Annotated in this window: 23 protein-coding genes and 1 other RNA gene; 7 read left to right on the top strand and 17 right to left on the bottom strand. The window is 54.3% G+C overall.

Annotated elements, in window-relative coordinates; translation table 11 throughout:
- Positions 1 to 164 precede the first annotated feature (164 nt).
- Positions 165 to 1,364, top strand: coding sequence for an enolase C-terminal domain-like protein (locus M1D91_RS05375; RefSeq protein ID WP_437432504.1), 1,200 nt, complete (start codon positions 165 to 167; stop codon positions 1,362 to 1,364).
- Between the two features lies 1 nt (position 1,365).
- Here M1D91_RS05375 and M1D91_RS05370 read toward each other — a convergent pair whose 3' ends face one another.
- Positions 1,366 to 2,082: a GntR family transcriptional regulator gene (locus tag M1D91_RS05370; RefSeq protein WP_437432503.1), complete on the bottom strand. Its 717-nt coding sequence runs from the start codon at positions 2,080 to 2,082 to the stop codon at positions 1,366 to 1,368.
- A gap of 98 nt (positions 2,083 to 2,180) precedes the next feature.
- On the opposite strand from M1D91_RS05370, the gene M1D91_RS05365 reads away from it, so the two are divergent.
- Positions 2,181 to 3,743 carry an EAL domain-containing protein gene (locus M1D91_RS05365; protein ID WP_437432502.1) on the top strand — a complete coding sequence of 521 codons (1,563 nt, stop codon included), beginning with the start codon at positions 2,181 to 2,183 and terminating at the stop codon, positions 3,741 to 3,743.
- 80 nt (positions 3,744 to 3,823) lie between these two features.
- Here the strand turns inward: M1D91_RS05365 and M1D91_RS05360 are convergent, their stop codons facing one another.
- The 6 genes from M1D91_RS05360 to ffs all read right to left on the bottom strand — a co-directional run bounded on the left by M1D91_RS05360 (position 3,824) and on the right by ffs (position 9,612).
- The gene (locus tag M1D91_RS05360) at positions 3,824 to 4,177 is read right to left on the bottom strand and encodes a DUF1428 domain-containing protein (RefSeq protein WP_437432501.1); all 354 of its coding nucleotides are present in this window, start codon (positions 4,175 to 4,177) and stop codon (positions 3,824 to 3,826) included.
- Positions 4,178 to 4,239: 62 nt separating this feature from the next.
- The gene (locus tag M1D91_RS05355) at positions 4,240 to 7,314 is read right to left on the bottom strand and encodes a beta-galactosidase (RefSeq protein WP_437432500.1); all 3,075 of its coding nucleotides are present in this window, start codon (positions 7,312 to 7,314) and stop codon (positions 4,240 to 4,242) included.
- A gap of 102 nt (positions 7,315 to 7,416) precedes the next feature.
- Positions 7,417 to 8,502: a LacI family DNA-binding transcriptional regulator gene (locus M1D91_RS05350; RefSeq protein ID WP_437432499.1), complete on the bottom strand. Its 1,086-nt coding sequence runs from the start codon at positions 8,500 to 8,502 to the stop codon at positions 7,417 to 7,419.
- Between the two features lie 246 nt (positions 8,503 to 8,748).
- Positions 8,749 to 8,967, bottom strand: coding sequence for a hypothetical protein (locus M1D91_RS05345; protein WP_437432498.1), 219 nt, complete (start codon positions 8,965 to 8,967; stop codon positions 8,749 to 8,751).
- Positions 8,964 to 9,215 (bottom strand): hypothetical protein, encoded by a 252-nt coding sequence (locus tag M1D91_RS05340; RefSeq protein ID WP_437432497.1) that lies wholly within the window; start codon positions 9,213 to 9,215, stop codon positions 8,964 to 8,966. The genes M1D91_RS05345 and M1D91_RS05340 overlap by 4 nt, the downstream gene beginning before the upstream one ends.
- Positions 9,216 to 9,515: 300 nt before the next feature.
- An RNA gene (gene ffs, locus M1D91_RS05335) (signal recognition particle sRNA small type) lies at positions 9,516 to 9,612 on the bottom strand.
- Positions 9,613 to 9,776: 164 nt separating this feature from the next.
- Here ffs and M1D91_RS05330 point away from each other — a divergent pair.
- Entirely contained in the window at positions 9,777 to 10,088 is a 312-nt protein-coding gene (locus M1D91_RS05330; protein ID WP_437432496.1) for an MGMT family protein, read from the top strand.
- Positions 10,089 to 10,126: 38 nt separating this feature from the next.
- On the opposite strand, the gene M1D91_RS05325 is transcribed toward M1D91_RS05330, so the two are convergent.
- Positions 10,127 to 10,696, bottom strand: a complete 570-nt coding sequence (locus M1D91_RS05325; RefSeq protein WP_437432495.1) for a YbaY family lipoprotein — start codon at positions 10,694 to 10,696, stop codon at positions 10,127 to 10,129.
- A gap of 214 nt (positions 10,697 to 10,910) precedes the next feature.
- On the opposite strand from M1D91_RS05325, the gene tesB reads away from it, so the two are divergent.
- Positions 10,911 to 11,774, top strand: a complete 864-nt coding sequence (gene tesB / locus M1D91_RS05320) for an acyl-CoA thioesterase II (protein WP_437432494.1) — start codon at positions 10,911 to 10,913, stop codon at positions 11,772 to 11,774.
- A 70-nt stretch (positions 11,775 to 11,844) separates the two neighbouring features.
- Here the strand turns inward: tesB and amtB are convergent, their stop codons facing one another.
- From amtB to M1D91_RS05295, 5 genes are all read right to left on the bottom strand, one after another.
- The gene (amtB, locus tag M1D91_RS05315) at positions 11,845 to 13,131 is read right to left on the bottom strand and encodes an ammonium transporter AmtB (protein ID WP_437432493.1); all 1,287 of its coding nucleotides are present in this window, start codon (positions 13,129 to 13,131) and stop codon (positions 11,845 to 11,847) included.
- 32 nt (positions 13,132 to 13,163) lie between these two features.
- Positions 13,164 to 13,502 carry a P-II family nitrogen regulator gene (gene glnK / locus M1D91_RS05310; protein ID WP_002891893.1) on the bottom strand — a complete coding sequence of 113 codons (339 nt, stop codon included), beginning with the start codon at positions 13,500 to 13,502 and terminating at the stop codon, positions 13,164 to 13,166.
- Positions 13,503 to 13,756: 254 nt separating this feature from the next.
- A complete protein-coding gene (locus tag M1D91_RS05305) occupies positions 13,757 to 15,535 on the bottom strand; it encodes a SmdB family multidrug efflux ABC transporter permease/ATP-binding protein (RefSeq protein ID WP_437432492.1) in 1,779 nt (592 codons plus the stop codon).
- Positions 15,528 to 17,291 (bottom strand): SmdA family multidrug ABC transporter permease/ATP-binding protein, encoded by a 1,764-nt coding sequence (locus M1D91_RS05300; protein ID WP_437432491.1) that lies wholly within the window; start codon positions 17,289 to 17,291, stop codon positions 15,528 to 15,530. The genes M1D91_RS05305 and M1D91_RS05300 overlap by 8 nt, the downstream gene beginning before the upstream one ends.
- Before the next feature lie 44 nt (positions 17,292 to 17,335).
- Complete coding sequence (locus M1D91_RS05295; protein WP_437432490.1) at positions 17,336 to 17,794, bottom strand: Lrp/AsnC family transcriptional regulator; 459 nt, start codon at positions 17,792 to 17,794, stop codon at positions 17,336 to 17,338.
- Positions 17,795 to 17,909: 115 nt separating this feature from the next.
- Here M1D91_RS05295 and M1D91_RS05290 point away from each other — a divergent pair, with 115 nt between their 5' ends.
- Entirely contained in the window at positions 17,910 to 18,956 is a 1,047-nt protein-coding gene (locus tag M1D91_RS05290; protein ID WP_437432489.1) for a PLP-dependent cysteine synthase family protein, read from the top strand.
- A 40-nt stretch (positions 18,957 to 18,996) separates the two neighbouring features.
- On the opposite strand, the gene cof is transcribed toward M1D91_RS05290, so the two are convergent.
- Complete coding sequence (gene cof, locus M1D91_RS05285) at positions 18,997 to 19,815, bottom strand: HMP-PP phosphatase (protein ID WP_437432488.1); 819 nt, start codon at positions 19,813 to 19,815, stop codon at positions 18,997 to 18,999.
- A 96-nt stretch (positions 19,816 to 19,911) separates the two neighbouring features.
- On the opposite strand from cof, the gene M1D91_RS05280 reads away from it, so the two are divergent.
- Together M1D91_RS05280 and queC are read left to right on the top strand one after the other, a co-directional pair.
- Positions 19,912 to 21,612, top strand: a complete 1,701-nt coding sequence (locus M1D91_RS05280) for an SgrR family transcriptional regulator (protein ID WP_437432487.1) — start codon at positions 19,912 to 19,914, stop codon at positions 21,610 to 21,612.
- Positions 21,613 to 21,677: 65 nt separating this feature from the next.
- A complete protein-coding gene (gene queC / locus M1D91_RS05275) occupies positions 21,678 to 22,373 on the top strand; it encodes a 7-cyano-7-deazaguanine synthase QueC (RefSeq protein WP_437432486.1) in 696 nt (231 codons plus the stop codon).
- Between the two features lie 62 nt (positions 22,374 to 22,435).
- Here the strand turns inward: queC and M1D91_RS05270 are convergent, their stop codons facing one another.
- The 3 genes from M1D91_RS05270 to ppiD form a co-directional block, all read right to left on the bottom strand.
- A complete protein-coding gene (locus tag M1D91_RS05270; protein WP_437432485.1) occupies positions 22,436 to 22,843 on the bottom strand; it encodes a YbgC/FadM family acyl-CoA thioesterase in 408 nt (135 codons plus the stop codon).
- A 96-nt stretch (positions 22,844 to 22,939) separates the two neighbouring features.
- Positions 22,940 to 23,323: a helix-hairpin-helix domain-containing protein gene (locus M1D91_RS05265; protein WP_437432484.1), complete on the bottom strand. Its 384-nt coding sequence runs from the start codon at positions 23,321 to 23,323 to the stop codon at positions 22,940 to 22,942.
- Between the two features lie 144 nt (positions 23,324 to 23,467).
- Positions 23,468 to 25,342 carry a peptidylprolyl isomerase gene (gene ppiD / locus M1D91_RS05260; protein WP_437432483.1) on the bottom strand — a complete coding sequence of 625 codons (1,875 nt, stop codon included), beginning with the start codon at positions 25,340 to 25,342 and terminating at the stop codon, positions 23,468 to 23,470.
- Positions 25,343 to 25,537: the final 195 nt, after the last annotated feature.

The following is a 25,537-nucleotide window of genomic DNA, read 5'->3' as shown; positions in this document are numbered from 1 at the left end:
CAGACAATAGATAACTCAACCTCAAATTGGTACGGTTTTTAATTAAATTAAATCAAAATAACTGACCAAAATATTTATCTTAAAAAAGGGTTTACCTTGCACAAAATTTAGGGGGAAGATAATAGCCATTCTGGCTTATCACCTCGTTGTAAAGGAGTCTCCCTGTGACGCCATCGTTGATTCAAAATATCGAATGTTTTATTACTCGCCCGGACAGGCACAATCTGGTGACCGTGCGCGTGACCACGGATAAAGGCATCACCGGTCACGGTTGCGCCACTTTTCAGCAGCGTCCGCTGGCGGTCAAAACGATGGTGGATGAGTATCTCAGGCCACTGCTTATCGGACGCGATGCCAACCACATTGAAGACCTCTGGCAGATGATGAACGTTAACGCCTACTGGCGTAATGGGCCGGTAATGAACAATGCTATTTCCGGGGTGGATATGGCGCTCTGGGATATCAAAGGCCAGCTGGCAGGTATGCCGCTTTATCAATTACTCGGCGGACAATCGCGCAGCGCCATTGCCGCTTACAGCCATGCCAGCGGTGAAACGCTGGAGGAATTATTTGCAAGCGTCGACCATTTGCGCGAACAGGGCTACCGTCACATTCGCTGTCAGTTGGGCTTTTACGGCGGCACGCCGGACGCGTTACACACCCCGCAAAATCCGACGCCGGGGGCCTATTTTGATCAGCAAACCTATATGAATAACACCGTGGCAATGTTTAAAGCGCTGCGGGAAAAGTACGGGTTTGGGTTAGAAATTTTGCACGATGTGCATGAGCGACTCTTCCCGCAACAGGCGGTGCAACTGGCGAAGCGGCTTGAACCCTATCAGCCCTACTTTATCGAAGATATTCTTTCTCCGCAGCAGAGCGGCTGGTTTGAACAGGTTCGTCAGCAGAGTTGCATTCCCCTGGCGATGGGGGAACTCTTTAATAATCCGGCGGAGTGGCATGAGCTGATAGTGCATCGCCGTATTGATTTTATACGCTGCCATATTTCACAAATTGGCGGCATCACCCCGGCGCTCAAACTGGCGGTGCTGTGCCAGGCCTTTGGTGTACGCCTCGCCTGGCATGGCCCTGGTGACATGACCCCGATTGGCGTTGCAGTGAATACGCACCTGAACATTCACCTGCACAATGCAGCGATTCAGGAGTACATACCGCGCTCCGCCGCGACCGATGCGGTTTTCCCCGGCGCGCCCGTTGTCAAAGAGGGTTTTGTCTATCCAACGCAAGCGCCTGGCATTGGCGTCACGTTCAATGAACAGGAAGGATCACGCTATCCGGTGCTCTACCGCCCGCATGAGTGGACACAAAGCCGCTTACCGGACGGGACGATGCACACGCCTTAACTTACTGCTCGCCTTTGCGAAAAGCGAGATTCTGCCGATTATGGGGGATGACATAGGTACAGGTGTAATTGATGTCGATAATGTCGCTGATTTCATAGACCTGTCCCCCTTCCAGAATACCGCGATTGCTGATATGCATAGCCGGGCTGCCCTTTTTGCAGCCCAGCAGCGTCGCTTGTTCACGGCTGACGGCGACCGCCCGGTAGGTCGTCAGCATATGTGAGATATGATAGCCCTTTCCCAGCACATACTGTTGCAGCGAACTTTCAATAACCTGCTGATTAAGATCGCTGAACCCCCCCACCGGCATGCGGGACACTTCAATCTGTACGGCTTCTTCATCGACATAACGAAGCCGACAAAACTGCCAGATGAAGCTTTCGTCACGCAGGCCAAAGATCTGCTGTTCATCCCGGTCGGGCCGTTTTTTATGCAGACTGATCATCCGAAAGCGGATTTGATCGAAGCGTTTTTCGGTGATCGAGTTATAGACCAGCGGGTTGCTGCGCGCCTGCTCGTTAATCCACGCCCCGGACCCCTGTATGATCCGCACCACGCCGATGCTGGCCAGTTTTTCGATAGCCTGGCGTACGGTAAAGCGCGACACACCATACTCCTCAGCAAGCTGTCTTTCCGGCGGGAGTTTTCGTGGACCTGCATCGCTGAATTGATAAATTTTGCTAAGGAGATCCTGGGTTACGAATTCTTTTTTCTTCATCCCGTCATTCCTGAAAGAAATCAATCATTGTCGCGTGTTATAACATTTGTGGTTTTCAAATACGCATGTTTCTCAGTATCAAACAGGGATTTTTGGTCATGACAAACCGACGATTGGTGAGCCTGATTACAGGTGTGCTACTTTTCGCCGTTCTCGTGCCCGTGGCGCTGAGCATTTGGCTGTCACATCGCCAGGCGGAAGAGGCGTTTATGAACGAGCTGGATACCTTTTCCCGACTGGTGAAAATGCGCGCTGAAAAAGTGGCTAATCAGGGAAAAGAGGCGCTCCGTCATCTCGACAGTTTTCACGGCGTTCCCTGCAGCCCGGAACACCTGTTGATGATGCGCCGGGTCTCCTATAGCTTTCGCTATGTGCAGGAAGTGATTTACCTCAACCAGAGTATGTCTCAGTGCTCATCGCTGGAAAGTGGCAGCGAAGCCACCGCTTTTCCCCCACCGGAAAGGATCACTGACGACGGCTATCGCGCCTGGCTGACCAGCCATAATGACCTGGGTTTAAACCAGTATATGGTCGCTGTAGGGACTCAACGCCATATCATCATGACCGATCCCCAGTCGTTTATTGATGTCATCCCCTCAGGTTCGTGGCCGATTAATATTGCACTTATTGGCATTAACACCAGGCGAGTGATAGCCAGCAGCAGTACAGCTCCTGGAGCGGAAATATTACGTGAGCTCAATGCCCTGCATCCGGTACAACTTAAGGCGCATAACGCCGCGTGGAACATCACGCCGGTTCCGCAGATGGGGATAGCCATTATCACCTGGGCCTCGCTGGCCCCGCTTGAAACAAGCTGGCTGCGGTTGCTGGTTTTCTGGCTTCCGGTAGGATTGCTGCTGAGCCTGGCCCTGGCGTACTTTTTGATCCGAATTCTGCGCCGCCTGCAGTCGCCGGGCGCCCGCCTGTTGGATGCCATCCGGGCCCGCGAAATTGAGATGTTTTATCAGCCGATTGTCTCCCTGGATAATGGCAACATTGTCGGTGCCGAGGCGCTGGTGCGCTGGCGGCAGGGCAATGGCAGTTTTCTCTCGCCGGATACCTTTATCCCGCTTGCAGAGCAAACCGGCCTGATGCCACAGCTGACCACACTGATCATTGAAAAGGTGTTTGAAGACATGGGCTGCTGGCTGAAAGCCCATCCCACCCAGCATGTTTCCATTAATCTTGAACCTGGTGATTTGCTGACCCCGGCGGTGCCTGACCAGATCAAGCAGCTACTGATGCACTGGCAGCTATCGGCCTCGCAGATAGCGCTGGAAGTGACCGAACGGGGATTTGCCGATCCCACTGCTACCAGGCCGACGCTTTCAGCCCTGCGTTCCGCCGGGCATGCCATCTACATCGATGATTTTGGCACCGGCTACTCCAGCCTCAGCTATCTGCAAAATCTGGACGTCGACATCATTAAAATTGACAAATCCTTTGTGGACGCGCTGGAGTACAAAAATATGACGACGCATATTGTCGAGATGGCTAAGGCGCTGAAACTGGCGATGGTGGCGGAAGGGATTGAAACTGAAAATCAGCGGGACTGGCTTTATCAGCATGGCGTGCAGTACGGGCAAGGCTGGCTTTACAGCAAAGCGCTGCCCAGAGAGGACTTCATTGCCTGGGCGGAGAAGCACCTCGCGCCCCTCTGAGTGTTACCCGATATACCAGCAAACTCGCGGGAGGTAACAGAGATCGCAGGTGGCGCGCCCATCCACCGGGTGACGGGCGGCTACTCATCCAGGATCGGGGCAAAGCCTCCGTAGATAATGCGTTTACTATCAAAGGGCATCGCATCACCCAGCTCACGCATTCTGGGATCAGACATCATCTTTTGGTTAGCGGCATCCCGCACTGCTCTGGAGGGGTATTCAATCCAGCTGAACACCACCTCTTCATGATCTTCGGCATTCACCGCCATGCGAAAATCGGTGATGTTGCCTGCGGGCACGTCATCAGCCCAACACTCCACCACCCGCGTGGCACCAAACTCTTTGAACAGCGGCACCGCTTTGGCCGCCAGTTGCCGGTACACCTCTTTCTGATCTGCCGGCACTGCCACTACAAACCCATCAATGTACTTCATGAAAGCGTCTCCGAAGTGAGTGACGCGGCGAAGGAACTCCCGCCGCGCCTGACAGGTAAAGTTTAGCTCTGAGACCAGAGGAAGGTATAACGCACCGTCTTTTCGCTGAGTATAAATTCCGGCGCTACGCTGGGACTCCAGGAATCATCACCGCCCACTCCCATATGGAACGCGTCGAGCTGCAGCCAGCATCCGTCTTCTTCACATAGTAGGTGATGATGAGTTGTCTCGTTAAGCTGCTGCTGACTGTAGCGACTTAAGGAGAAGTGGAATCGACCATTCAGCTGATGCGCACCATAACGCAGGGCACGCGTGTCACAACGAAGCCCGTTCTCGCTGGGGAAAATATAGGGGGTGTGCATCTGCGCCAGCGTCTGCGTCCACTGCCCCTGACGGGCCGCCAGTTTACGGTCAGGGTAGTTTTCATGCGGCCCCAGCCCCAGCCAGCTCACCTCTGAAGGCAGGTCTGCAAGCTGGCAGTGCAGGCCAATACGGGCCGGCGGTGGCACGTCCTCTGCAATCTGCACATCCACCTCCCCTTGCAGCGTCCCCTCACCGGTAATGCGCCACCACTTCTGGCTGATAAAGAGCGTCCTGCCTTCATGCTGCCAGCCGTGGCGGGTCATAACGGTGACATCACTGACGTTCTCCTGCGCTTCGCACTGCAAAAGCTGTGGCGTCAGTTGATACATTCCTGCCGCTTTCCAGCGCTCTACCCAGGCATTAGGATCGATACGGGTCGCTTCACTTACGCCAATGTCGTTATCCAGAGGAGCCCTGGTGAAGTTATCGATAACCGGCGACAGCAGCGTTGGCTGCCCGTCGCGCCACCACTGCGTCAGATGCCCGCTCTGGCGCGAGAAGGCCCAGCGCTGGTTCGCCTGTTCAACATAAAAGGTGGTATCGTCCACGATCAGCGCCGGGCGTGCGGTAGCCACCGTCTCAGGCGCAACGAACAGCGGTGCGGGCAGAGGCCACTGATCCCATGCGCAGCGATGCTGCTGCGGTGACCAGGCTGTCGCCTCACGCTGGAAAACATCCACATTCAGCCAGACCTCGCCAGGGGCTGCAGTAAGCACCGGGGCCGGGAGTTCAATACGCCGGGTGCCCTGTGCCGGAACCCTGAGCACCACCTCCCCCTGTGCAAGGATGTCGCCATCACACACGACAGACCAGCGCAGCGTTTCGTTATCGGTATCGCGGAACAGAAACTCGCTGGTGACCTCAATCACCAGTGGCGAGGTGCTGATCAGCGCAAACTGGAAAAATTGCTGCGCACGCTGGGCTTCATAGAGCGCGGGATGGGGCGTTCTGTCCGGAAAGACCAGTCCGTTCATACAGAACTGCCGATCATTTGGCGTGTCGCCAAAATCGCCGCCGTACGCCCAGAAGGAGATGCCGTTTTCATCGGTTTTGGTCAACGCCTGATCGACCCAGTCCCAGACGAAACCGCCCTGCAAACGTGGATAAGCACGAAACGCCTGCCAGTAGCTGGCGAATCCACCAAAGCTGTTGCCCATCGCGTGGGCATATTCGCACAGAATAAGCGGGCGGGTTTCATCAGGCATACTGACCCATTTCTTGATCGACCATTTTGGCACCGCCGGGAAGGGCTGATCCTGGTCGACGCGGGCATACATCGGGCAAATAATATCGGTTGCCGCTGTGTTCGCACCGCCGCCTTCATACTGTACCGGGCGTGTGGGATCGGTACTTTTCACCCAGCGATAAAGCGCATCGTGGCTGGCTCCGTGGCCCGATTCATTGCCCAGCGACCAGATAATGATCGACGGATGGTTACGATCGCGCTGTACCATGCGGGTGACCCGTTCACTCATGGCCGGAAGCCATTGCGGATCGTCAGAGAGGCGACTCATAGGCACCATACCGTGGGTTTCGATATTGGCTTCGTCCACCACATACAGCCCGTACTGGTCACACAGGCGATACCACAGGGGATGGTTAGGATAATGCGAGCAGCGGACGGCATTGAAATTGTGCTGCTTCATCAGTTCAATGTCGCGGCGCATGGTGGCTTCATCTGCCACCTGGCCGTTTTCGGGGTGATGCTCATGACGGTTGGTGCCCCGGATCAGCAGCGGTTTGCCATTGAGCTTAAGCAGACCATGACTGATTTCTACCTCACGGAAACCCACATCACACGCCTCAACTTCAAGCAACACCCCGTCCCTGCTATACAGGGCCACCGTTAAGCGGTACAAATGCGGCGTTTCCGCACTCCACAACAGCGGTTGCCCGACAGGCATCGCCACGCTCAACCGCTCAGCCCAGGCTCCGCGCTCATCGATGATATCGCTGCCAGGCCTCTGACGCGCGTCGGCTACTTTTGTCTCTCCCTTCCACAGGGTGAATGCAAGCTCACAGTCGGTAAAGTCACCGGCCAGTTGGGCATCAACCTTGAGCAGAGCCTGATCATACCCGGCGTTCAGGTGCGTGACATAGTGGAAGTCCGCGATCCTCGCCTGCGGTTTATGCAGCAGAGAAACATCACGGAAAATGCCGCTCATGCGCCACATGTCCTGATCTTCGAGATAAGTGCCATCACACCAGCGCAGTACCATCACCGCCAGGCGGTTTACGCCGGGCTGCAGTACCGCACTAAGATCAAATTCGGCTGGCAGGCGACTGTCCTGGGAGTATCCCACCCATTGACCATTACACCAGAGATAAAAAGCCGAATTGACGCCATCGAAGATGATTCGCGTCTGCCCGCTGGCCAGCCACTCCTCCTCCACTTCAAATGTGAGCGAGTAACAACCGGTGGGGTTAGCCTGAGGGACACACGGCGGATTGACCGGAATCGGATAGGTGACGTTGGTGTAAATCGGCGTGTCAAAGCCCTGCATCTGCCAGTTCGAGGGCACCGGCATGGACATGGCGTCGTCACAGTCTTTTTCAATCCAGCTGGCAGGCACCTGCTCCGGGGCGTCGAAAAAGCGGAACTGCCACGTGCCATTGAGCACACGGCGCGAGGGTGATGGGCAATCATCCCGCGCGGCGTGGCTGTCCCGCCAGCTTTGCATCGGCGCATGGGCCGCAAGACGATGCCAATGGGTAATGACCGGGTTTTCCCAGTCCCGGCGAGACAACAGTGTACTCAGTGCAGTAATGGTCATGTTTTCCTCTTTTGCGAAGCGCTCACAATTTAAAAATACCATGCGCTTTTTCAGTCGCCTCGTAAAGGCATGCCGGATAATTAAGCGAAAAGGATCACAAAACTAACGGTGACGATCGAGTTGTGCCGCCAGGTGGGCCAGTTCATGCAACTGCTTTGCGAGGGCCTCTCCGGTGATGTCCATCTGCCTGGCGGGAGACGTTGACGCGCGGACCACCAGCGTGACCGGTAATCGCGTCTGTGTGGCGGTAGTCCTTTTACCGGCCTGCTGATTCAGCAGCCACTCCACACTCTGTTCTCCTGCCTCGCGAAATGCCTGACGAATGGTCGTCAGTGGCGGTGAATACCAGGCGCTGTCAGCCGTATCATCATAACCGACCACTGAGACCAGCCCCGGCACCCTCAGCCCCTTCTCTTCACATGCACGGATAACGCCAAGCGCCATTTGATCGTTGGCGACTAATATGGCCTGCGGCAGTAAGCTACCCGACAACAACTGGTGGCCTTTCTCGTAACCGGAGGCCGCGCTCCAGTCACCATATTCACATTGATGCGGCGTGAGTCCTTCGGCTTCCAGTGCCGACCACCATCCCTCCATACGGGCACGTGCTGAAACCGACGTCAGCGGGCCACCCAGCAGGGCAATACGTCGATGCCCCTGCGCAAGCAGATGGCTGACCCCCAGCCGGGCGCCCTGGGCAGCGTCAAAGATGAGGCTACTGACGGTAGCTGTGTCGCTGACGTCAAGGAAAAGGACAGGAACAGGCGAGGCCAGTTCGGCAAGCATCCTGGCCTCCTCATCTTCAAGCGGCACGTTAATGAGCAGCCCTTCAACGCGCTGGGACAATAACTCCTGCAACGCCACCCTGCAGGCGGCGTTATCATGTTGCTCCAGCATGGAAATGATCACGCTCACGCCCGCCTGCCCGGCTCTCGACTTCACCGCGGCAGCAATTTGCGACGGCGCATGAAGCGCCAGGTCGGTGGTCAACAGCCCCAGCGTGGGCGTCTTTTTGCCAGCCAGCTGTTGTGCACCCCGGTTAGGGATGTAATGCAGGTCCGCCATTGCCGCCATGACTTTTTCCCGGGTGCGCGGCGAAACATGCGCCCCCTGGTTGATAACGCGGGAGACGGTCTGGTAAGAGACACCAGCATGACGGGCAACGTCATAAAGCGTAATTGGTTTCATGGTGTTCATCGTGGCAACAGGGTTGGCAGAGTGTAACCTATCCGGCGAGGAGTGTGACAGATGCCGTTTGCTGGTCATGGAGCACGAGCAATGGCGATCGGCGGTGAGAAAAAATAAATAGCGACGAGCCAGGACCGGCTCGTCGGAAAGATCATCCGTGACGTTTTGAGATGGTTACATATTATATTTTGCGCGTATCATCACAAATCTTTATGCAATTAAAATGACAATTTCATGGCAAAAGTTTTACAGCTGGCGAGGAATAGGGAACCCTTTCAGAGAGATGATAAAGCTATTCCCTTCTTTTTTAATTTTTGCACCAGCATCACACCAGTCACTCGCGATGCGAAAGAACTCATCCGTTCCAATATTCCAGTTCAGGCGCACCTGCTTAACAAATCCCGAGCGTAACAGCTCGCACGCTTCGCCGTAGTTACTGGCTATAGATAGCAGTTGTTGGTTCATTTTTTCTTCTTCAGGAGTTTGCGTAACGCTTTGATTTCTTTTGAACTTAACGGAGCAGCATTGTCTTCTTCTACATGCTGATTATCGATGTCTTCTTCAGAAACGCCACCGGCTTCATCGGCGTCGAGAGCCAGAAGTAGCAGCTTCTCAGTGGCGGTGCTCAGGTTTTCATTATTCACTTCTGCATAATGACGAAGTTTCTCTTTCAGCGCTTCATCGATTTTAACGTTTAAAACCGCAGTGACCATGATTATCCCTTCTCGTGTGAATACGATGAAATATTAATACACGAAGTTAATACCTTGATCCAGAAATATATTTAACTGATATGACAGTTTGAAAATTTCCCAACATTATCTTGCCGCTTAATTATGACATTTATATGAAGGTAATATTTCAAAGTAATGACAATCTGCGTCAAGAGTAATAATTATATTATTCAGGGTGTTTGTGACCCCTTTCTCTCTGGCGTGCAGAACGCCGTCTTTTTGCCAACAAAAAGGATCAGGGATAACGAAGAGAAAAATGGGAGGCTAAATGGGTGGAGGCCCTGCCAGCTACATCCCGGCACACGCGTTCTTTGCCTTGGCTGCTTCCTTCCGGACCTGACCTGGTAAACAAAGTAGCATTGCGGGAGAACCAACAGGGCCTCCATTGAGGGCGTTGTTACCCAACGCGCTGGCGCATTATCCCTGTCCCTCCCCCCAATTGCAAGCAACCTGCAACCGGATGCTGGTTTCTTGCACGATTCCCACTGCGTCTTAGCTAACTCCCTGATATTCTGAAAGCTCACGCATCAGGAAGGGTATATGGATAAACACGATTCTTTCCCCCAACGGGTCTGGCAAATTGTGGCTTCAATTCCGCAAGGCTATGTAACCACTTACGGAGACGTCGCAAGGCTTGCAGGATCACCGCGCGCGGCAAGACAGGTAGGCGGCGTGCTTAAACGACTGCCGGAAGGCAGCACCTTGCCCTGGCACCGGGTGGTCAATCGTCACGGCTGTATTTCGCTTACGGGGCCGGATCTGCAGCGACAGCGGCAGGCATTACTGCAGGATGGGGTAGTGGTGTCCGGGAGCGGGCAGATTGATTTATCGCACTATCGATGGATTTACTGACATCTCCTCCCCCGCGAGGGAGAGGAGAGCGAGCAAAATTACATTTGGGTAGGGGCAGGTGTTGCCGTGGACGGGCTAACCTGCGTCGGTGACGTTGAAGGCACCGTGGAGGTCGCGCCACCACTTTCCTGCAGCGGTACTGCCGTTTGCTGTACAGGCACCAGCGTCAGCTCAGCTTTAGTACCACCCTGGTTAATAATGGGTTTCACGGCATCCGTGATAAACACCACTTTATCTTTGATGGTAATCGCCGCGCTTAACAAGATACGCGCGTTAGGCTGTACGTCTGCCGGGTTAAACGGCAGCACGAAGCTGAACGGGGACTGTTTGCCATCAGTACGAACCGCTTTCTGGGCAATAATTTTCGATGGTGCATCGGCCATAGAAGCATCCGACACCGTCACGGTTAACACCGCATCAGGTGGTAATGCCACTTTCTGGCGGATCCATACCGTACCCGAAACGTTAGGCTGCGTAATGGCCGCCTGATTGACCGCTGACGGGGCGTTAGGATTCGGTGTTGGGGTTGGAATATCCGCGCCTTTTTTGGCGCATCCAGCCAGCGCTACCGCCACGGCCAAACCACTTAACATGTGCACGAGTTTCATGAGTTCTCCTTATCTTCAATGCACCAGCAGGACGCCGTCCTGCCAGATTGTGTGGTCAAATCCTCTTAACGTCTGTAAGTGTGGCACACATCACTGATTTCTTCCTGCAAACACCCCTCTATTCAGATTATTGCACCCATCGGACCACTTTAGTTTCCAGGTTATACTATTCAAAACGTCCGCTTCGGCGGGGTATATATCATTGAGGACACCTATGAGTCAGGCGCTTAACAATCTGCTGTCATTACTGAATCTGGAAAAAATTGAAGAGGGTCTTTTTCGTGGGCAGAGTGAAGATTTAGGGCTTCGCCAGGTCTTCGGCGGACAGGTGGTCGGGCAGGCGTTGTATGCCGCCAAAGAGACCGTACCGACGGACCGTTTCGTGCACTCCTTTCACAGCTATTTTCTTCGCCCTGGCGACAGCCAGAAGCCGATTATTTATGATGTCGAAGTATTGCGAGACGGCAACAGCTTTAGCGCCCGCCGCGTTGCCGCCATTCAGAATGGCAAACCCATTTTCTACATGACGGCCTCGTTCCAGGCCCCTGAGCCCGGTTATGAGCATCAGAAAGCCATGCCGGAGGCACCCGACCCGGAATCACTGAAATCAGAAACTGAGATTGCCCGCGAGCTGTCCGGCTTTTTACCGCCGCTTGTCAAAGAGAAGTTTCTTGGCGATAAGCCTATCGAAATCCGTCCCGTTGAGTTCCATAACCCGTTAAAGGGCCACAAGGCTGCCCCCACTCGTCAGGTATGGATGCGCGCCAATGGCAGCCTGCCGCATGACTTACGCGTTCAACAGTATTTGCTCGGTTACGCCTCAGACTTCCATTTCCTTCTGGTCGCACTCCAGCCACACGGCGTGGGCTTCCTTGAGAAAGGGATGCAGGTGGCGACCATTGACCATTCCATGTGGTTCCACCGCCCGTTTGATCTGAATGACTGGCTGCTTTATAGCGTGGAAAGTACCTCTGCTTCCAGCGCACGCGGCTTTGTGCGTGGTGAGTTTTATAATCGTGACGGTGTGCTGGTGGCCTCCACCGTGCAGGAAGGCGTGATGCGTAACCGCGGAGCCTGATGCCCCTGCGGCACATAAAAAAGCCTTCCCTGAGGAAGGCTTTTTTTGCTTGGGAGATAACGCATTACCGTCAGGCGTTGTAGGCGTTTTCGCCGTGGCTGTTGACGTCCAGCCCTTCGCGCTCCTGCTCTTCAGGTACGCGCAGGCCCACGGTCATATCAGCCAGTTTGTAGGCGATGAAGGCGACCACACCAGACCAGACGATGGTGATAGCAATACTTTCAAGCTGCACCAGTACCTGATGTCCCATCGTCACGCCTTCGGCATAGCCTACGCCGCCCAGTGAAGTGGCCGCGAAGATACCGGTCATGATGCAGCCGACGATACCGCACACACCGTGGACACCGAACACATCGCAGGGATCATCCACACGCAGGAAACGTTTCAGAGAGGTTACGCCCCAGAGTCCCGCAAGACCGGCCACGAGCCCGATGATCAGCGCGCCACCTACGCCGACGTAGCCACATGCCGGGGTAATACCGACCAGACCTGCAATCGCACCGGAACAGGCACCCAGCAGAGACGGCTTCCCTCGCACGGCCCATTCACCAAATACCCAGGAGAGGATAGCGCCCGCTGTTGCGACAACCGTGTTTACAAATGCCAGGGCCGCTATCTCGTTGGCGGCGCTGGCAGATCCAGCGTTGAAACCAAACCAGCCGAAGTAAAGGATGGCCGTACCGATGAAGACCATTGGCAGGTTATGCGGTTTAAAGGCTTCTTTCCCAAAGCCAACGCGTTTACCAATCAGATAAGCGCCGACCAGCCCCGCTACGGCGGCGTTGATATGTACAACGGTACCGCCCGCGAAGTCCATAGCACCATGCGATGCCAGCAGACCACCGCCCCAGACCATGTGTGCAATCGGCACGTAAGAGAGCGTCAACCAGACGACGACAAAGATAAGAACAGCAGAGAAGCGAATGCGTTCAGCCAGCGCCCCGACGATAAGTCCGACGGTAATGCAGGCGAATGATCCCTGGAACGCTACGTGGATGTACTGATAGAAGCTGCCCATGACGGCGGTCAGCTCAATGTTTTTCAGCATCGCCCAGTTAAAGCTACCGAAGAAATTGTTGCCTTCGCTGAAGGCCAGGGAGTAGCCATACACCACCCACAAGACACAGACCAGCGCAAAGGTTACGGCCACTTGCGTCAGCATAGAAAGCACGTTTTTGCCGCGGATTAAGCCACCGTAAAACAGCGCAATACCCGGAATTGTCATAAACAGCACCAGCGCGGTGCAGATCATCATAAAGGCGTTGTCAGCTTTGTCTGCAACGGCGGGAGCCGCCATCGCCAGCCCGGGCAGTAAGGCCAGTGAGGCAAGTCCTGCTTTCAATGTTGTTTTCATCATTTTATTCCCCATTCTTTCACTGTGTGCAGGTATTACAGTGCCGCTTCGTCGGCTTCGCCGGTACGAATACGAATGACACGTTGCAACTCAGCAACGAAAATTTTGCCGTCGCCAATTTTTCCGGTGTAGGCTGCTTTACTAATAACATCAATGACTTCATCAAGCTGATCGTCAGCAATAGCGACATCAATCTTCACTTTTGGCAGGAAGTTGACGCTATATTCAGCACCGCGGTACAGCTCTGCATGCCCTTTCTGACGTCCGAAACCTTTCACTTCGGTTACGGTCAACCCCTGAATACCAATTGAAGACAGCGCCTCACGAACGTCTTCCAGCTTGAATGGCTTAATGACCACGGTAACCAGCTTCATAGATCCCCCTCCAGTCGAAAATCGAAATGTCCGCAGCTAATACGTCAACGTTATTGCAAGGCCTGTGCCAGAAATGAAAATAGTGAGGGTTTCAGACGCTTATCCGCTGCCAGCGGGATTGTGAGGCAGGCAGGGAAAAGCGGGACGGGTTCGGATTGTTCCTGGAAAGAAAAAACGCACCACGACGGTGCGTGATGCGTTAGATTTTTGCACCAACAGGGATAGCGGCCAGTAGCCTGCCTGATTATGGTGCATCAGGCGATAAGAGAATCTTCTCGTGCGCTGGCTGCAAGCTCTTCTCCTGCCAGCTGCAGCTGGTACATCTGCCAGTAACGTCCTTTTGCTTCAAGGAGTTGCTGATGTGTCCCTCTCTCAACAGCCTGTCCCCGGTGGAGAACCAGGATGGTTTCCGCTTCAACAATGGTCGACAGGCGGTGGGCAATCACCACCAGGGTTGTCTGCTCCCGTACCGCTTTGAGCGCATGTTGAATAGCCTGTTCCGTACCCGAATCGATATTGGCGGTTGCTTCATCAAGGATAAGAATCTGCGGCGTCTCTACCAGTACACGCGCAAGGGCGAGAAGCTGCTTCTGCCCGACGGAGAGGTTATTCCCCTGCTCTCCAAGACGGGTATAAATGCCTTCACTCATCCCCCGCGCCAGATCCGCCAGTTGCACGGTTTCCAGCGCCTGCCAGACCTGTTGTTCAGAAATGTCGCGTCCCAGCGTCACGTTGGTAAAGAAGCTGTCGGCCATCACTACGGGGTCCTGTTGTACCATCGCCACACCTTTGCGCAAGGAGGCGTGGCTCAATGCAGAAAGCGGGCGGCCATCGAGACGAATTTCACCTTTCGTGAGCGGGTAATAGCCCATGAGCAGGTTGGCGAGCGTGCTCTTCCCGCTGCCGGTATGCCCGACCAGTGCCACAAAGCTGCGCGCGGGCACGCTCAGATTAATGTCCTGGAGTACAAACTGGTTCTCCCGGTAGGCAAATGACACGTTATCAATATCAATAGCACCGCTTTTCAGCGGCGCGTCGTCGTACCCGTAGGTCTGGCGCGGGCAGTCCATGAGTTCAAAGACGCGCTCCCCGGCCACTACCGCCTGTTGTAGCATTGACTGCTGGGTGGTGAGTTCAATTAACGGTTCATTGAGCCGACCAAGGTAGCTAATAAAGGCATACAGCACACCGACTTCAACCGTTCCGGTCGCACTGAAACCAAAGAGCATCAGCAGGCCGCAGAGGATAAGCGTGGTAAATAAGCTCAGTAAAGGCCGGAGCAGGAAACCATCCAGGCGCAACGTCTGCATCCGCGCGAGATAGTGAGAGCGACTTGCCTCGCCCATTTTCTCGCCAAATCGCCCCTGCTGACGGAACTGCTGGATAACGCCCATACCGTTTATCACTTCATTAAAACCATCATTAATGTCGGCAAGGTAGGCCCGCATGCGCCGGACGATGGGCGTGCTATAACGTTGATAAATCAGCATCACAATAAGCACCGCAGGGAATATCGCAATCGCCACCATCGCCATACGCCAGTCGAGGCTGAACATGGCGACCAGCATGGCGCCAATCAGTGCCGCACTGCGCAGTACCGTCGCTACCACGGTGACATAGAGATCACGGATAACCTCGGTGTCATTGGTCACGCGGGAGATGATCTGCCCTACCGGTTGCGTATCGAAAGCGCTGAGCGGCTGACGTAGCGCTGCATCCATTACGTCGGTACGCAATTTTTGCACCACGCCTACGGCCGCCTGATTAAACAGCAGCGACTGGGCATAGTGCAGCCCTGCGGCGAGCACCTGGAGACCGACATAAGCCACCACCAGGCCTGCCACCAGCCCCAGCGGGAGGTAACTTTTGGCCACCATATTGTCGATGAAATAGCTAATGAGCGCCGGGCCAGAGACCTCAGCCGCCGCCGCAATCCAGAGCATCAGCACCGCTTTGCTCAAGGGCTTACGCCAGGGTTTACCATAAACCAGCAGGCGCTTCAGGGTCGGCCATAACTGTCCAAAATTACGCATGGCTGGCCTCCTCTGGCACATCATCCAGCGCCGCTTCCAGCTGCTGATAACGGTACATGTCGCGATACCACCCGGGCTGGCTCGCCAGCTGTTCGTGCTGACCACGTTGAGCCACATGCCCGTGCTGCATGACCAGAATCTCACTGGCCTCGGTCAGTGCCGACAAGCGATGTGCGCTGATGATAACCGTCCGTCCTTCACCCCACTGACGCAGGTTATGCAAAATCTGGTGTTCGGTTCGTCCGTCAACGGCCGACAACGCGTCATCCAGAAGCAGAATTTCCGCATCCAGTAATAACGCTCGGGCAATGGACAGGCGCTGTTTTTGCCCTCCGGAAAGCATGACTCCGCGCTCCCCCACTTCCGTCTCATAACCCTGCGGCAGACGTAAAATATCGTCATGAACGCTGGCAAGTCTGGCAACCTGTTCAATTTCCTCACGGGCCGCGCCGGGTTTTCCTAACGCAATGTTGCTGGCAACGGTATCAGAAAAGAGAAACGGTGTTTGGTTTACCACTGCCAGGCGACTGCGCCAGGCATCCAGTTTGAGCGTGGTCAGCGGCAGGGAGTGGAAACGAATATCGCCATGTTGCACGTCAAAATGGCGCTGGATTAGCGAGAGTAATGTACTTTTCCCGGCGCCCGTCGGCCCACAAATACCCAACATTTGCCCCGGCTTCAGCGTGACGCGGACGTCATTAAGCACGGGTTGTGTTGTCTGTGGATAGGTAAATTCACGAATCGCTATCTCCAGCGTTCCGCGTCCGTCTGGCACGGTTTCAGTGCCGTCGCTTACCACCGGCGCTTCAGCCAGCATGTCACGGATACGGGTATAGGCCGCACTGCCGCGTTCAACGATATTAAACATCCAGGCGAGCGCAAGCATTGGCCAAATCATCAGCCCCAGATACATCATAAAGCTGGTAAGTTGCCCCAGCGTCAGCGTCCCCTGCACCACCATCCAGCTTCCGCCGCCTATCGCCAGCAGGTTCGCCATACCGATGGCGATATAGATTGTCGGATCGAAACGGGCATCGACGCGCGCCACGCGCATATTTTTCTGACCGGTATCCGCGGCTTCGCCGGCAAACAGCGCCGACTGCCGGTCTTCCATACCGAATGCTTTTATCATCCGAATACTGGTCATGCTTTCCTGGGTGCGATCGTTAAGGGCAGAGAACGCCGCCTGGGCGAGCTTGAAGCGCTGATGCAGTTGATCACCGTAGCGCTTGATCACCAGCGCCATAACTGGCATTGGCAACAGAGAAAGTAAGGTCAGCTGCCAGCTTATCTGCGTGGACATCACAATGAGTACGACGCAGCCCATCACCAGTGAATCCACCAGCGTCAGGACCCCTTCGCCAGCCGCAAAGACGACGCGGTCAACGTCGTTCGTCGCACGGGCCATGAGATCCCCGGTCCGGTGCCGTAGGTAAAATTCAGGGTGCTGACGGCTGAGCTGGCGGTAGAAATCTTCGCGTAGTTCAACAGCCAGCTGGTACGAGGCGCCAAAAAGCCAGACGCGCCAGACGTAGCGCAGCAGGTAAGTCACCACCGCAATCAGCACCAGCGTACCGACCCACATCATGATTTGCGAGACGCTGTAGTGCTGGCGGGTAACGCCATCGACCACAATGCCCACCACTTTGGGCGGCACGAGTTGCAGTATGGCAATAATGATAAGTAAGCCAACGGCACCGAGATAGCGTCGCCATTCCCGGCGAAAATACCAGCTTAACTGAGCAAATAATCGCACGCGTTTACATCCTGAACGTGATTTTCCGGCCAACGCCGGGAGGGTTATTCTATGGGCAAAGCCGTGGTGTATTTAATCTGCTCCATGGCGAAGCTTGAGGTGACATCTGACAAGCCTGGCACACTGTTGACCAATTTCTTGTAGAAATCATCGTAACGTTTCATATCCGCCACCTGCACGCGTAACAGGTAATCATATTCGCCCGCCATGCGCCAGAATCCGAGCACTTCTGGCATATCCTTCACCACGGCAGTGAAGCGGGAATACCAGTCGCTGCTGTGATGCTGGGTCTTAATCAGCACAAATGCGGTCAGGCCGAGACCGAGCTTTTCTGCATCCAGCATCGCCACGCGAGCCAGCAAAATCCCCTCATCTTCCAGCCTTTTTAACCGTTTCCAGCAGGGCGTGGTGGTCAGATTAACGGCATCCGCAAGCGCCTGCAAAGAGAGCGAACAGTCCTGTTGCAGTAACGCCAGTAACTTACGGTCAATTTTATCTATCATAAGGGCCTTACAGAGAAAACTTTTCTACCAAGATTCTAATTTAAAGGCGTAATGGCAACAATTTTTTCTGTGCTTTGCTCTATTCTGGGCACAAAATGACAAATGGGATAAATGAATGAACAGTGCCTGGGTTAAACACGCGATCAGCGAAATTAATGCCGATTACCAGCGCTCGGCGGACACACACCTGATTCGTCTTACCCTGCCCGCCTTTGCAGGGATCCAACTTTATCTGAAAGATGAAAGTACCCACCCCACCGGCAGCCTGAAACACCGACTGGCGCGTTCGCTGTTTCTCTACGGCTTGTGCAATGGCTGGATTAAGGAAGGCACCACCATTATTGAGGCCTCATCGGGTTCTACCGCCGTATCGGAGGCGTACTTCGCCCGGCTGCTGGGGCTCTCATTTATCGCGGTCATGCCACGCTGCACCGCAAAACGAAAAATTGAGCAGATTGAATTCTATGGTGGCCGCTGCCATTTCGTGGAGAGCGCCTGCGAGATTTATGCCGCATCAGAGATGCTGGCCCGTGAATTAAACGGCCACTATATGGATCAGTTCACTTTTGCCGAACGCGCAACTGACTGGCGCGGCAACAATAACATTGCCGACAGTATTTTCCGGCAGATGAAAAATGAACCGCATCCGGTGCCCGCCTGCATCGTGATGAGCGCAGGGACGGGCGGCACATCCGCTACCATTGGCCGCTATATTCGCTGTCAGGGTTACGACACTAAGCTTATGGTGGTCGATCCGGAAAACTCCGTCTTTATGGATTACTGGCAAACCCGTGACGCGACGCGACGTTCAACCGTTGGTAGCAAAATTGAAGGCATCGGACGCCCTCGCGTCGAGCCCTCTTTTATTCCGGATGTCGTCGATGAGATGTTGCGCGTACCGGATGCCGCCAGTGTCGCCACCGCGTTATGGCTGGAAACCCAACTGGGTCGCAAAGTTGGTGCCTCTACCGGCACCAATATGTGGGGCGCTCTGAACATGGCCGCTCGCCTGCGTGACGCGGGCCAGACCGGCTCAATTGTGACCCTGTTATGTGACAGCGGTGACCGTTACCTCGAGACCTATTACGACCCGCAATGGGTTGCCAGCAATATCGGCGATATCCGTCCCTGGCAGACGGAAATTACCCGGTTGGTAAAATAAAAAAAGCCAGACCGGGGTCTGGCTTGCTGGAAAAATCTCGTCATTCGGGGGAATAAGGAAGATGTGGTGTGTCCAGCCAATGTGTTAAATAGTGTGAAACAGCCTGATTACGGCAGTGTCCAATCACCGGTAAATCGGGCAGTGCGGCCCGCAGTTGCGGCATCGCATTGCCCATAATGAGTCCCCGCCCGACGCCTGCCAGCATTTCGGCGTCATTCATGGCGTCGCCAAACGCCATACAATCCTGCATCTGCACATTCAACAGGCCACTCAGCTTAGTGAGCGCAGCACCTTTATTGCAGCCGAGCGGTAATATTTCGAGGCATTCGAACGCCGAGAAGCAGAGCGCCGCCCGTCCATCAATGACCTCATTAAGCTGTACACGCAACCGACACAAATCCTCATGCTCCCCGACAAAACAGATTTTCGTGACGTCATGAGCAGGCAGGCGTTTGAGGTCCACAAGCTGGTAAGTAAAACCACTGTAGAAATGCGCATTCAGCTCAGGCGGAATAGGTTTGTCCGTCAACCAGCCAGAATCATTAAAGGCGTGAAGGGTAGCCTGCGTATCCCATCTGCTGTGCAGCACAAGCTCGGCGATATCAGGGTCAAGATCCTGGCAGTGCAGAAGATCGCCCTCCATCGAATGGATGCGAGTGCCATTACCGGTTATCAAAAACGCCTCCAGTGAAATCGATTTGACGATCTTTTTCATCTCCAGCGCGTGGCGGCCCGTGGCAAAGGCCAGGGTGATATCGCGCTCACGCAGACGACGCAATGTCGCCAGCGTCAGATCGCCTAAACGGTGATCGGGCATGAGCAATGTGCCATCCATATCAAAAGCTGCCAGCCGGGCCATATTTTCTCCAGATTTCAACGCCTCGTATTGCGCAAAAGTATTGCCTGATATATACGGAAGTAATAGTGAGCAGATGGGGATAATTGTTCCGGGTTTATGCGACAACTTAACCGACTCAATCAATACCAGCGCCTGTGGCAGACCTCATCAGGTGAAGATCAGCAGGTCAGCGTTGCCCGACTCGCTGATAGCTGTTTTTGTAGTGGGCGGCATATGCGCACATTGCTTGGTCAGATGCAGGCTTCCGGTTGGCTGCACTGGCAGTCGCAATCCGGGCGAGGAAAACGCGGGACGCTGACGTTTTTACGTACCCCTGAGTCACTGCGCCAGGAGATGATGGAAAACGCACTGCGTACCGGGCAGCAACATAGTGCCCTTGCCCTGGCGCAGCTTGCTCCTGACGCGTTGCGTACCCTGCTTAATCCTTTTCTTGGCGGTTCATGGCAAAACGATACCCCCACGTTACGTATTCCCTACTATCGCCCACTCGACCCTCTGCACCCTGGCTTTCTTCCCGGACGGGCGGAGCAACATCTGGCAGGGCAGATTTTCTCCGGCCTTACGCGCTTCGTGAGCGACAGCGCGGTGCCCCAGGGCGATTTAGCGCATCACTGGGAAATCAGTGATGACACGCTTTGCTGGCGTTTTCATATTCGACCCACGCTGCGCTGGCACAACGGTGATGTGGTGGAGACTTTCCAGTTAGAACAGCGATTTAAAATGCTACTGGCGCAACCTGCGCTGCGCACGCTGTTTTCCAGCGTCAGGACAGTAGAGGCGACCCATTCATACTGCCTGACTTTCTGGCTGCATCGCCCTGACTTCTGGCTTGCACACCGGCTTGCCAGTTACGCCTGTCTGCTGGCACACCCAGAGTTGCCGATGTCGGGAACCGGGCCGTTTCAGTTAGTCACATTCAGCGAGGCGCTGGTTCGCCTCGAAAGCCATGCCTGGTATCATTTAACGCATCCATGTATAAAAGCGGTGGAGTACTGGATAACGCCGCTGTTATTTGAGCAGGATCTGGGGACGAGTTGCCGCCACCCGGTGCAAATCGCCATCGGGGAAGCCGACGACCTGCTCAATCTGAAAACAGTAAGTAACAGTACCAGCCTCGGCTTTTGTTACCTCGCGCAGCGTGCCGGCTCGACACTCAGCCCCGCGCAGTCCCGCCGTCTGGTACAGATTATTCACCAGACAACACTGTTACAGACGCTACCGCTTGATGAAGATCTTATAACCCCCAGTAAAGCGCTCATCCCGGGCTGGGACATGCCCCACTGGTCACATCAGGAGACGGTTCCGCTGCCGCCTGCCCTGACGCTGGTTTACCACCTGCCGGTGGAATTACACACGATGGCCCGCCAGTTGCAGCGCTACCTGGCCACCCTGGGCTGTGATTTGACGGTCATTTTTCACGATGCAAAAACCTGGGAGGGGTGTGACGCGCTGGTGAGTGCGGATTTAATGATGGGAGACAGGCTGATTGGCGAGGCGCCGGAATACACTCTTGAGCAGTGGCTTCGCTGCGATCCTCTGTGGCCGAACGTGTTGAGCGTTTCGCAATTCTCCCATTTGCAGGCCACATTGGATGCCGTACAAAGCGTGCCAAATGAACAGGCGAGGATCGCCGCCCTCCAGGCGGTGTTGAATCGTCTGATGGATGAGGCCATTCTGACGCCGCTGTTTAATTATCAGTATCGCATCAGCGCACCGCCAGGCGTGGAAGGCATTCAGTTAAATACCCGCGGCTGGTTCGATTTTACCAGGGCCTGGCTGCCGCCGCCGATGCAGTGAAGAAGCTGGTCGGCATCTGCGGCTCGCGTTACCATACGGGTTTATGACTGAAGCCGGGAAGAATTATGAAACGTGCCGTTGTCGTGTTTAGTGGCGGGCAAGATTCCACGACCTGTCTGATACAGGCGTTACAACAATACGATGAAGTGCATTGCGTCACCTTCGATTATGGTCAGCGTCATCGCGCTGAAATAGACGTTGCGCGCGAACTGGCGCTGGCGTTGGGTGCCCGGGCGCACAAAGTGCTTGATGTTACTCTGTTAAACGAACTGGCAGTGAGCAGCCTGACGCGCGACAGCATCCCCGTTCCCGATTACGAACCTGATGCCAGTGGTATACCCAATACCTTTGTTCCTGGCCGCAATATTCTGTTCTTAACGCTGACGGCAATTTATGCGTATCAGGTACAAGCGGAAGCCGTCATCACGGGGGTCTGCGAAACGGATTTTTCGGGCTATCCTGACTGCCGCGACGAATTTGTAAAAGCGCTGAATCATGCAGTCAGCCTTGGTATGGCAAAAGACATTCGCTTTGAAACGCCCCTCATGTGGCTGGACAAAGCGGAAACCTGGGCTCTCGCTGATTACTGGGGCAAACTTGAGCTGGTACGTACCGAAACCCTGACCTGCTACAACGGCATCAAGGGCGACGGCTGTGTTCATTGCGCTGCCTGTAATCTTCGCGCTAACGGTCTGCATCACTATCTTGCAGACAAGCCGGGCGTGATGTCAGCAATGAAAAAGAAAACCGGCCTCAGGTAAGGTGAATGCCCCGATAGCCTGTTGTCTGCCGGGGCATGCATTTTAAAACCTGCCGACGTGCGTTACATCTCCTCCTGGATCATCTCCTGCAGTTTTGTGCGCAACTCGCCATCAAGCGACAGTGCCTTCTGCGTTTTGAGATCGATGCAGACGAACGTCACCAGCGCATCTGCTACCACCTCAGCATCCGGGTCCAGCGTCACTACCTGACTTAAGACACCGCTTCTGCCGTTGATCTGTTTAACGTGACTGGTCACCGTCAGCCGATCGCCAAGCACGGCCGGACGGCGGTAATTAATATTGATATTGACGACCACAAACGCGATGTTGTTTGCTGTCATCCACTGAAAGTTTTCGTTATTCTCCAGCCCGTCCCACCTCGCCTCTTCAAGAAATTCGAGATAGCGGGCGTTGTTGACGTGTTGATAGACATCAAGATGGAAACCACGGACTTTAATCTGAGTCTGCATAGCGCGTTAGCCTTCACTTTTGTTATAGGAACAGAGGCCATAACTGGTATGACCTCTTTAGCATGGCAAAAAATGGCTACCGCGCAAGCGCTAAATTCAAAGAGTGAGATGGCTGAGATTGCGTTCAACCAGCGAATGCCCCATGCCGGGCACTTGTTTGAGGTCTTCCAGCGATTTGAACGGGCCGTACTCTTCACGATAGCTGACGATGGCCTGCGCCTTTTTCATGCCGACGCCATTCATCACCCGTGCAAGGTCTTCCGCACTCCCGGTATTGATACTGACCTGCGTGCCGCCTTCATCATCGCTGCTTTTTGCGCTTTCCAGTTTTTTGCCTGGCGCCTGGGAAGAGCTGTCTGCTTTGGACTGAGCAACCGGCACTTTTGCGCCTGCCTCGGCAGGTGCGGCAAGTGCGCTCTGCGCCATGCCTGCACAGGCAAAAGTGAGGGAAATTAAAAGGGCTTTGATTCCACGTTTCATACTGTTTCTCCTTGTTTGTTTACAGTAAGCACACCATAAACAGCGGAACACCGCCGAACAAACGGCAACATGCAGAAATGGAAAAGGCCGCGAAAGCGGCCTTTGAGTTTGCATTAAATTGCAAAAATTGTGGAAGACGTCTCGTTATTGTTGCTGATCGAGCTGGCTACCGATTTTGATTTTGGCCTCTTTACGCAGATTGCTCATCAGCGCTTCGAAAGCAATCTGGGCATTGTTCTGGGTAATACCCTGCACCATCGCTTTTTTCTGCGCGTCCGGCATGGTGCCTGCTTTGACTTCATCGAGCGCCAGCACCACGACATTACCCTGCATATCGTTAGCAACGCCGTAGCTCGGTTTATCTTTCGCAGGCAGCGTTAATGAGAATGCCGCCTGACTAACCGGATCCTGACCGGTACGAGCCAGCGTTTTACTTTCACCGAAACTCAGGCCAGCCGCTTTCATCGCGTCGTCACCTTTGCCTTCTTTCAGGGCCGCGATCAGCTTGTCTGCATCCAGCTTCGCCTGCTGCTGTGCTTTGTTATGTTTTACAATATCACTTACCTGCGCCTTCACCTCATCAAGCGGTTTAATCGCTTCAGGTTTATGCTCGCTGATACGTAACACAAAGGCACGGTCGCCATCTACGGTGATGATATCGGAGTTGCTACCCGGTGCGCCGTTTGGCCCAACCAGACCACCTTCAAAGATGGCATCAGCGACGGGTTTAAAGTTCAGCTCTTGCGGTAAACTCTCACGGCTGAACCAGCCCGTTTCTACCGCTTTCACACCCGCAACCTGCTCGGCACCCGTCAGGGTTTCATTATCGTTGCTGGCCGCTTCACTGACCTTCTGTTGCAGCGCATACCAGGCATCCAGCGCTTTTTCCTGTTTCACTTTCGCCGCGATGTCGTCACGCGCTTCACTTAACGGTTTCGCTTTTGCAGGCTGGATATCGTCAAGACGAGCCACAAGGAAGCCCACTGAAGACTTGATCACACCAGAAAGTTGCCCTTTCTCTTTAAGACCGGCGTTTTGCAGTTCATCCGGCGTGGTAGAAGCTTCCAGCCAGCCCATGTCACCGCCGTTACGGGCAGAGATAATGTCCGCTGATTTAGCTTTCGCCAGTGCCGCAAAATCACCGCCTTTCTTGAGTTCATCCAGCACCGCTTTTGCTTCATCTTCGGTTTTGGTTTGAATCACGCTGTAGCGGTTACGCTGTGGCTGAGTGAACTGATCCATATGCTGATCGTAGTAAGTCTGAATATCTGCATCGCTGACGGAAGTCTGCATGCTGGCAGCATCCAGCTTGATGTAACTCACACGGAACTGTTCCGGTGTCATAAAGCGACTTTTGTTTTGTTCGTAGAAGCTGGAAATTTCCGCATCGCTAACGGACTGGGTAGCGGCCAGTTTGTTTACATCGATGACCGCTTCACGAACTACGCGCTGCTGGGCGACCAGTTCAGCCAGTTCATCCGTTTCGCCTTTGAGCATAAAATCGGTGCCCGCAACAGCGTTGATCAACTGCTGGGAGATAAGCTGATTACGCAGCGCCTGTGCGTATTGATCGGCGCTCATGCCCATCTGATTGACGATGCTGTTAAAGCGCGCATTATCGAATTTGCCGTTGGTCTGAAAGGCCTGGGTCGCAAAAATCGATTTCTTTATTTGCTCGTCACTAATGCCAAGATGCAACTGTTTCGCGTATTGATTGAGTAGCGCTTCATCGATAAGACGATTGAGCACCTGCTGACGCATAGATTTGATGTAGTTTTCATTGGCTGCCAGTTCAGAGAACTGCTCGCCCAGCTGCTGCTGCATGCGGTTACGTTCACTGGCAACGGCATTTTCAAATTGACCGCGACCAATCTCCTGATCGTTAACCTTCGCGGCGTAAGTATCATTACCGCCAATGAGATAGCTACTGACGCCGGTCAAAATGAACGACACGATAATGATGCCGAAGATGATTTTGAGCACGATGCTGTTTGCTGCCGTGCGTAAATTGTCCATCATGGTGTAACAACACTCCGCTGTAGGTGACTGTAGACCTCGCGCAGTCACTCAGTTTCCCGACGCTGCGTACAAAGATGTATTTTGACAAGAAAAGGGGTCAATTGTCAGCCCAGAACACGTAGAAACTCGGATAAAGATGGCTGAACAAATAAAAAAAGGCACATCTCACGATGCGCCCTTGTTCTTTTTCACCTT

Source organism: Enterobacter sp. SA197 (assembly GCF_054131575.1).
The sequence above is the reverse complement of the archived record's forward strand: the minus strand, read 5'-3'. Positions and strand labels throughout refer to the sequence as shown.